This window comes from Streptomyces sp. NBC_01549, from assembly GCF_026339955.1.
Taxonomy (GTDB): Bacteria; Actinomycetota; Actinomycetes; order Streptomycetales; family Streptomycetaceae; genus Streptomyces.
Map to the genome: position 1 here is coordinate 6,380,502 of NZ_JAPEPW010000001.1, position 14,542 is coordinate 6,395,043.

17 protein-coding genes are annotated in these 14,542 nt (G+C 71.2%); 9 read left to right on the forward strand and 8 right to left on the reverse strand.

The features are described from left to right. Window positions 1-2: 2 nt before the first annotated feature. Complete coding sequence (locus tag OG819_RS28500; protein WP_266622917.1) at window positions 3-620, forward strand: hypothetical protein; 618 nt, start codon at window positions 3-5, stop codon at window positions 618-620. 26 nt (window positions 621-646) lie between these two features. Here OG819_RS28500 and OG819_RS28505 read toward each other — a convergent pair whose 3' ends face one another. Together OG819_RS28505 and OG819_RS28510 are read right to left on the reverse strand one after the other, a co-directional pair. Further along, a complete protein-coding gene (locus OG819_RS28505; protein ID WP_266651493.1) occupies window positions 647-1,117 on the reverse strand; it encodes a hypothetical protein in 471 nt (156 codons plus the stop codon). 131 nt (window positions 1,118-1,248) lie between these two features. Then, on the reverse strand, window positions 1,249-1,761 hold the full coding sequence (locus tag OG819_RS28510) for a DinB family protein (protein ID WP_266634151.1): 513 nt from the start codon (window positions 1,759-1,761) through the stop codon (window positions 1,249-1,251). A gap of 289 nt (window positions 1,762-2,050) precedes the next feature. Here OG819_RS28510 and OG819_RS28515 point away from each other — a divergent pair, with 289 nt between their 5' ends. After that, on the forward strand, window positions 2,051-2,962 hold the full coding sequence (locus OG819_RS28515; RefSeq protein ID WP_266651494.1) for a Gfo/Idh/MocA family protein: 912 nt from the start codon (window positions 2,051-2,053) through the stop codon (window positions 2,960-2,962). Here OG819_RS28515 and lnt read toward each other — a convergent pair. Next, the gene (gene lnt / locus OG819_RS28520; protein ID WP_266651495.1) at window positions 2,880-4,490 is read right to left on the reverse strand and encodes an apolipoprotein N-acyltransferase; all 1,611 of its coding nucleotides are present in this window, start codon (window positions 4,488-4,490) and stop codon (window positions 2,880-2,882) included. The two genes, OG819_RS28515 and lnt, sit on opposite strands and share 83 nt — an antisense overlap. A gap of 85 nt (window positions 4,491-4,575) precedes the next feature. Then, window positions 4,576-5,061 carry a nuclear transport factor 2 family protein gene (locus OG819_RS28525; RefSeq protein ID WP_266622910.1) on the reverse strand — a complete coding sequence of 162 codons (486 nt, stop codon included), beginning with the start codon at window positions 5,059-5,061 and terminating at the stop codon, window positions 4,576-4,578. A 317-nt stretch (window positions 5,062-5,378) separates the two neighbouring features. On the opposite strand from OG819_RS28525, the gene OG819_RS28530 reads away from it, so the two are divergent. Then, the gene (locus tag OG819_RS28530; protein ID WP_266622908.1) at window positions 5,379-5,957 is read left to right on the forward strand and encodes a hypothetical protein; all 579 of its coding nucleotides are present in this window, start codon (window positions 5,379-5,381) and stop codon (window positions 5,955-5,957) included. 133 nt (window positions 5,958-6,090) lie between these two features. Then, window positions 6,091-6,831: an SDR family NAD(P)-dependent oxidoreductase gene (locus OG819_RS28535; RefSeq protein WP_266622906.1), complete on the forward strand. Its 741-nt coding sequence runs from the start codon at window positions 6,091-6,093 to the stop codon at window positions 6,829-6,831. 63 nt (window positions 6,832-6,894) lie between these two features. Here OG819_RS28535 and OG819_RS28540 read toward each other — a convergent pair whose 3' ends face one another. After that, the gene (locus OG819_RS28540; protein WP_266416779.1) at window positions 6,895-7,074 is read right to left on the reverse strand and encodes a hypothetical protein; all 180 of its coding nucleotides are present in this window, start codon (window positions 7,072-7,074) and stop codon (window positions 6,895-6,897) included. Window positions 7,075-7,368: 294 nt separating this feature from the next. After that, window positions 7,369-7,653 (reverse strand): helix-turn-helix domain-containing protein, encoded by a 285-nt coding sequence (locus OG819_RS28545; protein WP_266622904.1) that lies wholly within the window; start codon window positions 7,651-7,653, stop codon window positions 7,369-7,371. Between the two features lie 221 nt (window positions 7,654-7,874). Between OG819_RS28545 and OG819_RS28550 the strand changes: the two genes are divergently transcribed. Continuing rightward, a complete protein-coding gene (locus tag OG819_RS28550; protein ID WP_266651496.1) occupies window positions 7,875-8,450 on the forward strand; it encodes a carboxymuconolactone decarboxylase family protein in 576 nt (191 codons plus the stop codon). Between the two features lie 32 nt (window positions 8,451-8,482). Here OG819_RS28550 and OG819_RS28555 read toward each other — a convergent pair whose 3' ends face one another. Then, entirely contained in the window at window positions 8,483-9,358 is an 876-nt protein-coding gene (locus OG819_RS28555) for an undecaprenyl-diphosphate phosphatase (protein ID WP_266580853.1), read from the reverse strand. 344 nt (window positions 9,359-9,702) lie between these two features. On the opposite strand from OG819_RS28555, the gene OG819_RS28560 reads away from it, so the two are divergent. Genes OG819_RS28560 through OG819_RS28570 form a run of 3 tightly spaced genes read left to right on the forward strand, consistent with a single transcriptional unit; the run spans window position 9,703 to window position 12,580 of the window. Next, a complete protein-coding gene (locus tag OG819_RS28560) occupies window positions 9,703-10,914 on the forward strand; it encodes a Gfo/Idh/MocA family protein (protein WP_266651497.1) in 1,212 nt (403 codons plus the stop codon). After that, complete coding sequence (locus OG819_RS28565) at window positions 10,911-11,852, forward strand: PmoA family protein (protein ID WP_266622896.1); 942 nt, start codon at window positions 10,911-10,913, stop codon at window positions 11,850-11,852. The genes OG819_RS28560 and OG819_RS28565 overlap by 4 nt, the downstream gene beginning before the upstream one ends. Continuing rightward, complete coding sequence (locus OG819_RS28570) at window positions 11,846-12,580, forward strand: cupin domain-containing protein (RefSeq protein ID WP_266622895.1); 735 nt, start codon at window positions 11,846-11,848, stop codon at window positions 12,578-12,580. The genes OG819_RS28565 and OG819_RS28570 overlap by 7 nt, the downstream gene beginning before the upstream one ends. A 210-nt stretch (window positions 12,581-12,790) precedes the next feature. Here OG819_RS28570 and OG819_RS28575 read toward each other — a convergent pair whose 3' ends face one another. Next, window positions 12,791-13,252 carry a helix-turn-helix domain-containing protein gene (locus OG819_RS28575; RefSeq protein ID WP_266622893.1) on the reverse strand — a complete coding sequence of 154 codons (462 nt, stop codon included), beginning with the start codon at window positions 13,250-13,252 and terminating at the stop codon, window positions 12,791-12,793. 102 nt (window positions 13,253-13,354) lie between these two features. Between OG819_RS28575 and OG819_RS28580 the strand changes: the two genes are divergently transcribed. Next, window positions 13,355-14,524, forward strand: coding sequence for a thiolase family protein (locus OG819_RS28580; protein ID WP_266622891.1), 1,170 nt, complete (start codon window positions 13,355-13,357; stop codon window positions 14,522-14,524). Window positions 14,525-14,542: the final 18 nt, after the last annotated feature.

Here is a 14,542-nt window from a genome sequence, read left to right on the forward strand (position 1 = left end):
CGGTGGCGGAGCAACAGGAGCAGGCGGCGCCGGATGCCATGATGACCCGGATCGGGCAGGTCGTCATGCTGCACCACGGCGGCGACCGCGAAGAGGCTCGGGGGCGATTCCTGGACCTCTGGGGGGAGATCGGCGAGGACGGCGACCCCCTGCACCGCTGCACCCTGGCGCACTACCTGGCGGACACGCAGGACGACCCCGCGGACGAACTGGCCTGGGATCTCAGGGCGTTGTCGGCAGCCGAGGAACTCACCGACGGCGGGGGCGTCGAGCCCCACCAGTCGCTCGCGGCACGCGCGTTCTACCCGTCGCTGCATCTGAACCTGGCGGCCGACTATGTGAAACTCGGCCGCTCCGAAGCCGCCCGCAGCCATCTGCGCCGGGCGCGGGGCGCGGTCGGCGCCCTCGGGGACGACCGTTACGGCGACGGTGTACGGGCGGCGATCGGCCGACTGGAGCTGAGACTCGACGGGGACGGGCCGTCGGACGGGGCACCGGGGGAGGGCCCCGGCACCGTCGAGGGGCCAGGTCCTTTCGGTGGGCCTGGTTCCTTCGGTGGGCCCGGTTCCCATGGGGGGCCGGGAGGAGAGACCCTGGGGCCGCCGAGACAGCGACCCTAGGCCGCGTCGCCCGGGTCCCGGCGGCGTCAATTCCCGTACGTCCCCTTGCAGATGACCGCTTCCGGGCTGTCCGCCTTCCAGCCCCCGTACTTCCGGCCGAGGGCGCACACGTCCGTGTTGTTCGGCAGGCCCTGTGGGGCGGGCGGGACGGCGATGCGGGGTGCGGGCGGGTGGGGCTCCGGGTGTGGGTGCGGGGCGGCGTTGTGCGGGTGGCGTGCGGCGGGCGCCTGGGGGGCGGCGGGCGCCGGGACGGGCGTACGGTGCGGCGCCGGAGCGCTCGGTGACGGCTTCCTGGACGGCCCGATGAGTTCCAGCGCCTCGCGCGCCGGCGCCTGCACGACCTGCGGGCCGGTCCTGCCGTCCGGACGTGGCGGCGAAGGCCGGGACGGCGCGGTCGGCAGGGTGGGAGCGGGCGGTCGCTGGACGGTCACACAGCCGGAGAGGGCGGCGGTGGCCACGGTTGCCAGGAGCGTTGCGGCGGTCGTCGTTCGATGCACCCGCTCAACTCTGCTGCGTTCGGCTCCCTTTGGGGAGCGGACAAGCGGAGGTTGCCCCACACGGGTGATGCTTCCGCCCCTCCGGAGGGCGCCGCTGTCCGCAAGGTGACCCGAAGCCGAGTCACGCTGCCTCACTCACCCGTGGCGCCGTCGATCCGCTCCCGGATGAGATCCGCGTGACCGTTGTGACGCGCGTACTCCTCGATCATGTGGGTGTAGATCCACCGCACGTTGATGGGGTCCTTGGTGAACTTGCTCTCGCCCTCGCAGACATCGTCCAACGCGAAACGAGCCGCGTTGCGCCGGGCGATCCCGATCTCGGCCTGCCAGGTGGCGTACGCCTCGTCCCAGGTGTCCGCGTCGGTGAGATGGAACTCTCCGTCCCGGTCCTCGTCGCTGTAGTAGATCGGCCCCGGATCGTCGCCCACCAGGACCTTGCGGAACCAGCCCCGCTCCACCTCCGCCATGTGCCGCACCAGACCGAGCAGGGACAGCTCGGACGGCTGGACCGAGGCGGTCTTGAGCTGGGCGTCGTCGAGACCCGCGCATTTCATCTCGAGTGTTTCGCGGTGGTGGTCGAGCCAGCCCTCCAGCATGGACCGTTCGTCGGCGTCGGTGGCGGGTTCGGTGCGCTGCTTCGTCATGCCCGTAGTTTCGTCGAGCGCGCGCTCGTTCACCAGGGCTTTCCTGCGAACGCGGAGTCGGTCGCGCAGCATTCCGGTCAACAACTCCCGCAACCCGTATCGCAGTTCGTCGACGCGGCGCACGCCATGCCGCCGCCCCTCGGGCAGGGCGGGCCGCGGGCCCCGTACGACCCGAATCGCCCGGAAGGCCGTCCAGGTCGCCCAGCGCACCGGCATCGTCGGCTATCCGGCCGTCGCAGCGGCCGTATGCTTCCGGCGAGGCCCGCGTCGGCAACTGAAGGAGACCCTGGTGAAGGTCGGCTGCATCGGACTCGGCGAGATCGCGCAGAAGGCGTACCTGCCGGTGCTCGGCGTCCAGCCGGGGGTCGAGCTGCATCTGCAGACGCGGACGCCCGCGACACTCGCCCGGGTCGGCGACAGCCTGCGCCTGCCGCAGCGGCAGCGGCACACCGACCTGTCGGAGCTGCTGGCGCAGAACCTCGACGCGGCGTTCGTGCACGCGGCCACCGTCGCGCACCCCGAGATCGTCACGCGGCTCCTGGAGGCGGGGGTGCCGACGTTCGTCGACAAGCCACTCGCGTACGAGCTCGCCGACTCCGAACGTCTGGTGCGGCTCGCGGAGGAGCGCAACGTCAGCCTCGCCGTCGGCTTCAACCGGCGTTACGCGCCCGGGTACACGCAGTGCGCCGAGCACCCCCGCGAGCTGATCGTGATGCAGAAGAACCGCATAGGTCTGCCCGAGGACGTGCGCACGATGGTCCTCGACGACTTCATCCACGTCGTGGACACGCTGCGGTTCCTGCTGCCGGGGCCGATCGACGACGTGATCGTACGGGCCCGGGTCGACGGTGGCCTGGTGCACCATGTCGTGCTGCAGCTCGTCGGGGACGGCTTCACGGCGCTCGGTGTGATGAACCGGATGAGCGGCTCGGCGGAGGAGATCCTCGAGGTCTCGGGGCAGGACACCAAGCGTCAGGTGGTCAACCTCGCCGAGGTGATCGACCACAAGGGGCAGCCGTCCGTGCGGCGGCGCGGGGACTGGGTGCCGGTGGCCCGGCAGCGCGGGATCGAGCAGGGCGTGCTCGCCTTCCTCGACGCCGCGCGCGCGGGCAAGGTGCTCAGCGCCCGTGACGTGCTGGCGACTCATGAGCTGTGCGAGCGGGTGGTACGAGCGGTTCAGGAGCGGTCCGCCGCGGCCTGAACGCCCGGAAGCCCTCCGTCGCGCACAGCGCCGCCAGGATGAGCAGCGCCGCGTGCACCGGCCAGTCGCCGAACCGGACGTACGGGGTGACGCCCCGCGCCAGCGGTACGTCGTACACCGCCGCCGTGCTCGCGTCCGTGCCGAGCCAGGAGCCGATCCGCTCGCCGCCCGGGCCGTAGACGGCCGAGACCCCCGTCAGTGTCGCGTGCACCATCGGGCGGCCGGTCTCGGCGGCCCGCAGTGCGGCGAGCGAGGCGTGCTGCTCGGGTGCCCAGCTGTGCTGGAAGGTCGAGGTCGAGGACTGCGCGAGCAGCACCTCGGCGCCGTCCTGGGCGAGATGGCGGCTCATGTCGGGGAACGCCGTCTCGAAGCAGATCAGCGGGCCGACGCGCAGTCCGTGTCCGGTGTTCATCACGACCTGCTCGGTGCCCTTCCTGCGGTCCTCGCCCGCCGCCTTCCCGACCGAGGTCGCCCAGCCGAGGAGGGAACGCGCGGGTATGTACTCGCCGAAGGGGACGAGCCGCATCTTGTCGTAGCGGTCGCCGGTCGGGCCCTGCGGTCCCACCAGGACCGAACTCTTGTAGATCCCCGGGTGGTCGGAGCGGTGCGCGTCGACGTTCACCATGATGTCGGCGCCGGTCAGCCGGGACAGCGCGGCGAGCCGGTTCGCCAGGTCGGGACGGTTCGCGAGGTCGAAACCGACGCTGCTCTCGCCCCAGACGACGAGGTCAGGATCCTGTCCGGCGAGGGTGCGGGTGAGGGTCTCCTCGCGGGAGAAACGCGCCTCGGCACTGTTCGCGCCGCCGATCACCCCGGGCTGCACGACGGCGATCCGGACCTGGCCCGTCACGTCCGGGCGAGGCGACCACACCCAGGTCGCCGAGGTCGCGGCGGCCGTCGCGACCAGTCCGGCGACGGCGGGCATACGGGACTCACGCACCGCGACCAGTACGGCGACCGCCACGTTGACGGCGACCACCAGGAAGCTGAGCAGCCACACCCCGCCGACGGACGCGAGCCGCAGTGCGGGTTCCACCTGCCACTGGCTCGACCCGAGCAGCCCCCAGGGTCCGCCGAAGCCCTGCCAGGACCGGACGAGTTCGACCATCAGCCAGCCTGACGGCAGCACGAGGAGCGCGGCCCCGACCCGCCCTGCCGATGGCACTCCGCCGAGGAACCGCCGTACGAGCCAGCCCCAGGGCGCCCACAGCGCGCCGAGCAGTGCCGCGATGACGACCGTGAACACATTCAGACTCGGCAGCAGCCAGTGGTGCACGGCCAGCATGAATCCCAGCCCGCCGAGCCAGCCGTCGTACGCGGCCCGCCTGCCCGTCGGGGCCGAGCGGGCCAGCAGGATCCAGGGCACGAGGGCCACGTACGCGAACCACCACCACGAAGGGGCGGGGAAGGCGAGCATCGGCAGTGCGCCGGCCAGCGCGGCGACGATCGCGCGCCGCCACGGGGAGGCGAGCCAAAGACCGGTCCCACTGCCCGGCCAACGCTCGGGCCAACGCTCGGGCCACTTCATACAGGGCCTCCCTCCCCGGGGGATGCCTCCAGTGTGCGCGTCGCGGACGATCTCCGACAGGGGGCGTCCGGTCAGGGCTTTCCGGTCAGGTGGCGGCGGGTTCCTGGCGTGGCTGCGGGGTGCGGCGCCACTTCTCCTGGACGACGACCTCGCGCAGGCGCCAGCCGAGGTGCGTACGCAGCAGACCGAAGGCGTACCGGCCGCCGCACACGAAATCGGGCGCGGTGGACCCACCGTCGTGGCCCGCGAACCGCATCGGATTGATGTAGTCCGCCTGGACCTGGGCCGTGTCGTCCGTGTCATGGTCCAGCACCCCGAACCGCAGCCGCCGGTTCACGATCAGATGCTGCCGCATGGGGAAGAGCTCCATGCTCTGTGCGAGCCATCCCGCGACCTCGTCGGCGTCGCCCTCGATACCGCCTGCCGAGCGGTAGTCGGCGCGTCCGTTCGGTGCGAACAGCCTCCGGTACGCCTCCCAGTCGCCGTCGTCGACCGCCACCGCGTATGCGGTGACGAGTTCGTCCACGGCGAACCGGTCCATCACGGTCGCGAGCTCCACACGCTGCGTCATCGGCTCAGTGTTGGCCACGGGACGTGCGCAGCCAAGGGGCGCGCCCCAATTGGCGTGCACCAATCGTGCACCAATATCGGTGGCCACGTATCGGTGGCCACGCCGGGTCGTGTCGAGGAACGGCCGGAGGCGTGACCATCGACGTGGTGCGTGTTCTAGCTGCCGGTGGAGCGCGATGATCGCCGACTCGCCCACGCATCGGCCAACGGGTGGTCAAGACCGCGCATCCTGAAGCTGTCGCGTCTTGACCCAGTGTTCCGCCCGGAGTTGGATCTTGCCTGCCCATGCGGGTGTCCGGGCGGTGAGGGGGTACGACGGTGGCTGGTGACGCCCGCGACGGGCTGATACGCGTGGTGTATCTGGAGCGGATGTCCGCGCTGATGATGGCCGTGGGTGCGGTGCTGTCCGAAGCGGCGCTGCTCGCCCTGGTCGGCACGGCTCACCACCGCGAGGTGCTGATGGTGGGATCGCTCGCGATCGTCTTCGTGTCCCTGGTGGTGCTGCCGATGTGTCTTCGTCTCCCCGCCCGGCTGCGCCGCACGTACGACGATGCCGTGCCGATCGGGAGCGTCGCCGAACCGCTCGACGGGCAGGACGCGGTGCGGCGGCTGTCGCTGCGGCGCATGGCGGGCTTCGTGGGTGTCTTGGCCTGCTGGTTGCTGTTCATCGGCGTGACGTCCCGTCAGGTGATGCCGCCGATCATGCTGGTCGTCCTGGCCGTGGCGCAGTGGGCGCGGTCCCGGGCGACCGCGGGCTGGGAGCGTGTGAACGGGGCCGTGCTGTGGCAGGGCGTCCCCGGGCTGCGGCGAGCCCGAGGCCGTGTGTTCCGCGTGCCGTCCGGCGCTGCGTACCCCGTCGCCCGGTTCCGCAACTCTCCAGATGCCCAAGGCAGTTGAGGCAGGAGCAGACGCGGGTGCGGTGGGGCTCCGTCACCCCCTGCCCGGCGGTGTGTCCTCGATCGTAGAGTGATCGAAGACGAGCACGGCTCGAGCCCGGCCCGGGTTGCCCGTTCCCCACCAGGAGGCACGTATGACACGTCATGTCACCGTCGTCACGGGCGGCAGCCGGGGGATCGGTGCCGCGACCTGTGCGCGACTCGCGGCGGACGGGCACGACGTGGTGGTGGGGTACGTGCGCGACGGCGCCGCCGCGGAGTGGACCGCGAGAGCCGTCCGTGCGGCGGGGGCGCGCTGTGTCACGGTCCAGGTGGACACCTCCGACGAGGACGACGTCGAGCGGCTCTTCGACACGGCGGCGGACCGGCTCGGGCCGGTGACGGGGCTGGTGAACAACGCCGGTGTGACCGGTCCGCTCGGCAGGCTCGCGGACACCGACCCCGCGGATCTACGGCGCGTGGTGGACGTCAACCTGCTGGGCACGCTGCTGTGTTCGCGTCGGGCCGCCCGGTCCATGGCGGCCTGGGGGAGCGGCGTCATCGTCAATGTGTCCTCGACGGCGGCCACACTCGGCAGCCCCGGTGACTTCGTCCACTACGCGGCGACCAAGGCCGCCGTCGACGCCCTGACGGTGGGTCTCGCCAAGGAACTCGGCCCGGACGGCATCCGCGTCAACGCGGTCGCACCCGGCATGATCGCCACGGAGATGCACGCCACCAGCGGAGATCCGGGCCGAGCTGAGCGCGCCGCCTCGTCGATTCCGCTGCGCCGCGTCGGTCAGGCCGAGGAAGTCGCCGCGGCCATCGCTTGGTTGATGTCGCCCGATGCGTCGTACACGACGGGGACGGTGTTGCGCGTGTCCGGGGGACGGTGAGCCCCGGCAGAGAGGCCGGTCATCGGCCCTTGGACTTCGCGCGGGTCCCCATGCCCCCCGGTCTCACGCGGCCTCGACGACCTCTCCGCGTATCGCTTCCGCCCACTTCACGACCAGCAGCTCGTACTCCGCGCGCTCCTGGGCGGAGAGGGAGCCGCCCGCGCGCATCCACAAGGCGCGGATCTGTTCGTTGAGCACGGCAGCGGACCGCACGGAACCAGAGGACATTAAATCGGGGGACATGCGGACCAGCCTAGGGGCAAGGGCTGACACAGCGCTACCGGGTGGCTACTCGACCCGTATGCGGTTCGTCACGGCCGACGCGGAGCGACGCGAATGGGCTCAGTCGATCCATACGACGACGCACTGGCCCCGGAGTTGAGCGGTGACGTACGCGTCTATCAATCCCCAGTCGGTGTCCACCGCGCCGAGTACTCCGGAGTGACTCGGCGAACCGCCTGGGTCAGGGCCATGCGCTGGAGTATGGGCAGGTCGGAGGTGTGCCGTCGCCCGGGTTTCGCCGTGGCCGGGATCGGCTTACCGCCGCTCGGCCCAGGCGTGGGACCAGTCGAGCAGCGGCTCCATCGCGGTGACCAGGTCGTCTCCGAGCGCGGTGAGGTGCCATGCCGGCTGCGTCGCCGTCGCTGTCGACGTGGCGATGCCCGCCTCGCGGAGTTCCGTGAGGCGCGTGGACAGGACGCTGGACGACATGCCGTCGCAGCGGCGCTGGAGGTCCCGGAAGCCGATCGGGGCGCCGTTGACGTGGAGTTCCCAGATGACCCGCAGTGTCCAGCGTCGGCCGAGCAGATCCAGCGCCGCCATGACGGGACGACCGGTGGCCGAGCCGCGCACAGGGCGGCCGGGACCGGGGACCGAGCTGCCCGTGCCCTCGTAAGGGCCGCCGGGACCCGGGGCGCCCCGCGTCGCAGTACCGGAAGTCGAATCGTTCGGCGCAGGTGTCGTGCCCAAGTGCGTACCTCTCGCAGGGAGCCGCTCACCTCTCACTCTTGCGCTTCGATTTCAGAAGCGCAAGGCTGCGAGCCATGAAGCAGCGCATCGACGGCGTCACGCCGCCCTACGAGCCAGAGACCGACCGCGCGTTACGCCGGTGGATGCCGCCCGGTGTCACCCGCGAACCTCTGATGCTGTTCGAGGTGCTGGAGCGCCACCCGGACCTCGCCTCACGCATGCGGGCACTGGGCGCGGGTCTCCTCGTCCACGGCCGGCTGAGCGACGCCGACCGGGAACTCGTCATCGCCCGTGTCACGGCCCGCTCCGGATGCGCGTACGAGTGGGGCGTCCACATGGCGACGTACGCCGAGACGGCCGGACTCGCTCCGCGCCAGGTGGCGCTCACGGCGACCGGCGAACCCGGCGATCCGGCCTGGTCTGTCCGGCAGGCCGCGCTGCTCCGCGCCGTCGACGAACTGCACGACACGGCCCACGTGAGCAACGCGGCGTGGAGCGGACTGCGGGAGCACCTCGACGAGCCCGAAGTCCTGGAGCTGCTGGTCCTCGCGGGCTGGTACCGCACGATCGCGTACGTCGCCAACGGCGCGCGGATCGAGCCGGAACCCTGGGCACTCGCCCTGCCCGGGACGGACCGCCCGGGCGCCTGAGGGGGCCTGTGAGGGGGCGCCTTCGGTGAGCGTCAGCCCGCGGACTCGGCCGCGTGCGGGCTCAGTCCGCCCGTGGCCACCAGCGCGATGATGACGATGCCGAGGGCGATCCGGTACCAGACGAACGGCATGAAGCTCTTGTGCGAGATGAACTTCATGAACCACGCGATGACCGCGTAACCGACCGCGAACGCGATCACCGTCGCGAAGATGGTCGGCCCCCACGACACATGGCCGTTCGCGGTGGCGTCCTTGACCTCGAAGGTGCCCGAGGCGAGCACGGCCGGCATGGCGAGGAGGAAGGAGTAACGGGCCGCGGCCTCACGGGTGTAGCCCATGAACAGACCGCCGCTGATGGTCGCGCCGGACCGCGAGACACCGGGGATCAGCGCCATCGCCTGGCAGAGGCCGTACAGCAGGCCGTCCTTGGCGTTCAGGTTCTCGAGGGTCTTGCGCTGCTTCGGCGCCCGGTGCTTGCCACCGGTCTCGTCGCGCGCCGCGAGCCGGTCCGCGACACCGATGACGACGCCCATGACGATCAGCATCGTCGCGGTGACCCGCAGATCCCGGAACGGCCCCTCGATCTGGTCCTTGAGGGTCAGGCCGAGCACGCCGATGGGTATGGAGCCGACGATGACCAGCCAGCCCATCTGGGCGTCGTGGTCCCTGCGCATCTCCTTGTTCGTGAGCGAGCGGAACCACGCCGCGAGGATCCGGCCGACGTCCTTGCGGAAGTAGATCAGTACCGCCGCCTCCGTGCCGAGCTGGGTGATCGCGGTGAAGGCCGCTCCGGGGTCCTTCCAGCCGGAGAACGCCGCGGTCAGGCGCAGGTGCGCGCTGGAGGAGACGGGAAGGAATTCGGTCAGCCCCTGGACGAGTCCGAGGATGAGGGATTCAAACCAAGACATGAAGTGAGGTGGTCCAAGCGCTGATCGGAAAAGGGCGACGGGCACGCCGAGCCGCGGAGCGCGGTGATCACGGGTGTCAGTGGCAGCGTAGCGTCCCCCAAGGACGGTGCGGCCAGAGGGGTTTCGTGAGCGGGCGGTGCGCGGGCGGCGGGAGGACGGTGACTGTCTTGTGTCGACCCGGTGGGCAACGTTGTCCACCGGGTGACCGGGGTGTTGACCTGCCGCTGGGCCTGCACATACGTTGCAGCAGTAGAGAAAGCGCTTGCTGTCACCGGTTCCGTATCGGTGACACCATGCGTTGGCCAACGTCTGGAGTCACGTCCGATGGAGCGCTGATCACGTACATGAGTAATAGAGCCGAGTCCGCCGCCAACAGCCTCGCGACCCCGTTCGAGGGCCGCCGTATCCGGGTCGCCGTCATCGGTACGGGCGCCATCGCGCGCGATGGCCACGTCCCCGCGCTGGCCCGGCTCGCCGAGGAGGGCGAGACGGAGATCGTCGCCGCGGTCGACATCGCCGAGGATGCCGTCCGGAAGTTCTGCGCCGAGGCGGGCATCCCGCACGCGTACACCGATCTGGACCGCATGCTCGAGGAGCAGCGGCCCGACCTGGTCGCCATCTGCACCCCGCCGACCCTGCACCGCGACCAGACCGTCGCCGCGCTGCGCGCCGGGGCCTGGGTGTGGTGCGAGAAGCCGCCCGTCCTGACGCTCGCCGACTTCGACGCCGTCGAGGCGGAGGAGGGGAAGGACGGGGGCCCGTACGCGGCCATCGTCTTCCAGCACCGGTTCGGCTCGGGCTCCCGGCACGTGCGGCGCCTCATCGCAGACCGGGCCATGGGCCGGCCGCTCGTCGCGCACTGCCAGACCACCTGGTACCGCAACGCCGCGTACTACGCCGTGCCCTGGCGCGGCCGCTGGGAGACCGAGGGTGGCGGGCCCGCGATGGGACACGGCATCCACCAGATGGACCTGCTGCTGGATCTGATGGGGCCGTGGAGCGAGGTGCGGGCGATGGCCGCGCGCCTGGTGCACGACGTGGAGACGGAGGACGTCTCGACCGCCCTCGTCCGTTTCGAGAGCGGTGCCCTGGCCACGATCGTCAACAGCGTCCTGAGCCCGGACGAGGTGAGCCGTATCCGCATCGACTGCGAACGCGCCACCGTCGAGCTCACACACCTCTACGGCCACAGCAACGACAACTGGCACATCACCCCGGCTCCCGGCGTGCCGGACGAGGACGCGGCGGCCTGGCGGGACTTCGGTGCGGACGTGCCCAGCTCGCATCTGGAGCAGCTGCGGGAGCTGGTCGCGAGCATGCGCGCGGGGGAGCGGCCGCGCAGCAGCGGCGCGGACGGGCGCACCAGCCTGGAACTGATCACCGCCCTCTACAAGTCGGCGTTCACGGACACGACCGTCCGCGCGGGCGAGGTCGGTCCCGGGGATCCGTTCTACACGGCTCTGCACGGGGGCGCGCCGGGCTGGGCGCCGTCCGCCGAGTCCGCGACGGTCACCGGCGAGTCCGAGTCCACCGGGAGCCAGGAGGCGTCGGCATGACCGAGTCCGCACAGGGCGCGCTGCGCATCGTCCACGTCCACGGTGATCGCATCACGATCAGCGACACCGGCACCGGCGTGGAACTGCTGAGCTACGTCTACCGGCCCGAGGCGGCCTGGGAGGCCCCCAAGCCGTATGTGCATCCCCTCAGGACGCTGGCCGGCGACGTCGTCACGGACTACCGGCCCAACGACCACCGCTGGCACAAGGGCCTCCAGATGACGGCCTCGCACCTGTCCGGCGCCAACCTGTGGGGCGGCAACTCGTACGTCCACGGGGAGGGGTACCTCGAGCTCCCCGAGCGTGTCGGGTCGATGGCGCACGTCGGCTTCGACGAGGTGGCCTCGGACGGGCACCGCGCGGTCATCGCCGAGCGCCTCACCTGGCATCCGTACGACGGCGAGCTGTGGGCCGAGGAGGAGCGCCGGGTCGAGGTGCACGACGTCGATCCCGTGTCGGGTTCCTGGGCGCTGACGTGGACGACCGCGGTCACCAACCGGCGGGACGAACCGCTGCGCTTCGGCAGCCCGACCACCGCGGGGCGGGAGACGGCCGGCTACACGGGCCTGTTCTGGCGCGGACCGCGAGCCTTCCGGGACGGCCGCGTCATCGGGCCCGACTCCGAGGGCCCCGGCCTGATGGGACAGCAGGCGCCCTGGCTCGCGTACTCGGGCGAGCACGATGGTGCCGACGGCCACGCGACCCTCGTCTTCGCGCACGCCCCCGAGAACGACCACACCGGGGAGGGCGGCGCCCACCCGGCCCACTGGTTCGTGCGCAACGATCCGTTCGCCGCCGTCGCCCCCTCGTTCGCCTTCTTCGACGAGCTCGAACTCGCCCCCGGCGACACCCTCGCCCGCCGCTACCGGGTTGTCGTGGCCGACGGGGCCTGGGAGCGCGAGGAGGTCGCCAAGTACCTGGAGCAGCACCCGTGGTGAGCGGAGCGCACGAGGGCCCGGTGTTCACCGGGCTGCCGGGCGCCGTCGCCGTCTCGCACCTCTGTGTGTACGACTGGCCCGCCGCCGACGGGGTCTCCGGCGGAACGCCCCATCTGCACCTGACCTGTTCGGAGGCGTACGTCGTCACCGGCGGGCGCGGTGCGGTGCAGACGCTGACGACGTCCGGGTACGAGGTCACACCGCTGGAACCCGGTACGGTCGCGTGGTTCACGCCCGGCACCATCCACCGGCTGGTCAACGAGGACGATCTGCGCATCACCGTCCTCATGCAGAACAATGGCCTTCCCGAAGCGGGTGACGCCGTGCTCACCTTGCCACCGGAGTACCTGACCGACCCCCAGACCTACGCGGCCGCGACGGCGATCCCGGCCGACGCGCCCGAGGAGGAGCGGGAACGGGTCGCCCGGGCCCGGCGGGACCTCGCCCTGGAGGGCTATCGGGCGCTGCGCGCGGCGGACGGGCCCGAACCGCTCGCCGCGTTCCACCGGGCCGCGGCCGCGCTGGTGCGGCCCCGGCTCGCCGCGTGGCGCGAGCGATGGAGGCGCGGTGCCGAGGCCGCCGCCGCGGCCACGGGAGAGCAGCTCGACCGGCTGGAGCGGGGCGACGTCTCCCACCTCGGCGATGCCCTCGTACGGGCCGAACAGCCCTCCGCGTACGGCAAGTTCGGGATGTGCGGACGGCTCGACGTCTACAAGGGAACCGATTAGGGCCTGTCCGGCGGATCAAGTCGGAGGGAAGCGACGGTGCCTCATCGACGCTGGTGAGCCGGGCTTGGTGCGTGCAGCTGCAAGGCGGAGGAGGGCGTCGAGGCGGAGCGTCGGCAACCGACGACAATGCCGCAGATGGGCGTGCCAAGCCCCGCGTCTCCGGCATGATCCGCCGGACAGGCCCTAGCCCCTACGGGGCCCCTTTCAGGTCTACGCCGCCGCAGGCCCCGTCGCCGTCCAGCCCGGGGTCTGCGGGTGAGCCGTCAGATGGCCGTGCTCGACCACCTCGCCGCACTCCCGGCACACGACCTGCGGGACCAGCTCATGGCCGCAGGTGTGCTCCAGCACCATGGGACGGAAACCGCCCTCCTGGAGATGGCGGTCGCCCCACGCCATCAGCGTGTGCAGCACCGGCTCCAGTTCCAGACCGGCCTGGGTGGGCCGGTACTCGTAGCGCTTCGGGCGGTCGCTGTACTCGACCTTCTCCAGGACGCCCGCCTCGACGAGCCGTTTCAGACGGGCGGTGAGCACATCGCGCGGTGCGCCGATGTTGCGGACGAGCTGGTCGAAGCGGGTGGCGCCGAGCGACACCTCACGCATGACCAGCAGAGAGTACTTCTCGCCGACGAGAGCGAGCGTGTCGGCGATCGAACAGGGGCGAGCGTCCTTCATGCCACCAGTCTAGGGGGTGGGTTGGTTTGTCCAACCCATCGAGTTACTCTTGAGTCACCTAGTGGGTTTGGAAATCAAACTTGGTGAGTTTGGAGATCAAACATGCGTGACGCCGTCATCGTCGAAGCCGTACGCACCCCCATCGGCAAGGGCAAGCCGAACGGATCCCTCGCCCATGTCCAGCCCGTGGAGCTCCTCGCCCACACGCTGCGCACCCTCGTCGAGCGCACCGGAGTCGATCCGGCGCTGATCGACGACGTCATCGGCGGGACCGTCAGCCAGGTGGGCGAGCAGGCCGCGAACATCACCCGCTACGCCGTGCTCTCGGCGGGCTTTCCCGAGACGGTGCCCGCGACCACCGTGGACCGCCAGTGCGGCTCGTCCCAGCAGGCCGTGCACTTCGCGGCCCAGGGTGTCCTGTCGGGGGCGTACGACATGGTCATCGCCTGCGGGGTGGAGTCGATGAGCCGCGTGCCGATGGGCTCGAACGTGCGCGGTACCGAGGGCCCCTTCGGACCCGGGATCGCGGCGCGCTTCCCCGAGGGCCTGGTGCAGCAGGGCATCAGCGCCGAGCTCATCGCCGCCAAGTGGGGCCTGTCGCGCGCGCAGATGGACGCCTTCGCGGCGAGCTCGCACCAGAAGGCGGCCGCGGCCTGGGGAAACGGCCTCTTCGACGCCGAGGTCGCGCCCCTGGAGGGCGTCACGCGTGACGAGAGCGTCCGGCCCGCCACCACCACGGAGGTACTCGCCGGACTCAAGCCCGCCTATTACGACCCGGCCTACGCCGAGCGCTTCCCTCAGATCGGCTGGTCCGTCACGGCGGGCAACGCGAGTCCGATCAACGACGGCGCGTCGGCCGTGCTCATCACGTCGAGCGAGACCGCGGCCCGGCTCGGCCTGCGCCCGCTCGCCCGGCTGCACAGCTTCGCCGTCACCGGCTCCGATCCGTTGCTGATGCTGACGGGCGTCGTCCCGGCCACCGAGAAGGTGCTGCGCAAGGCGGGGCTCACCCTCGGCGACATCGACCTCTTCGAGGTGAACGAGGCCTTCGCGAGCGTCGTCCTGAGCTGGCAGCAGGAGACCGGCGCGGATCTGTCCCGGGTCAACGTGCACGGCGGGGCGATCGCGCTCGGCCACCCGCTCGGCGCGAGCGGAACCCGGCTCACGACGACCCTCGTCCACGCGATGCGCGAGCGCGGAGCCCGCTACGCCCTGCAGACGATGTGCGAGGCCGGTGGACTCGCCAACGCGATGGTGCTGGAGGCCGTGTAACCCCGGACGGCCCGGGTC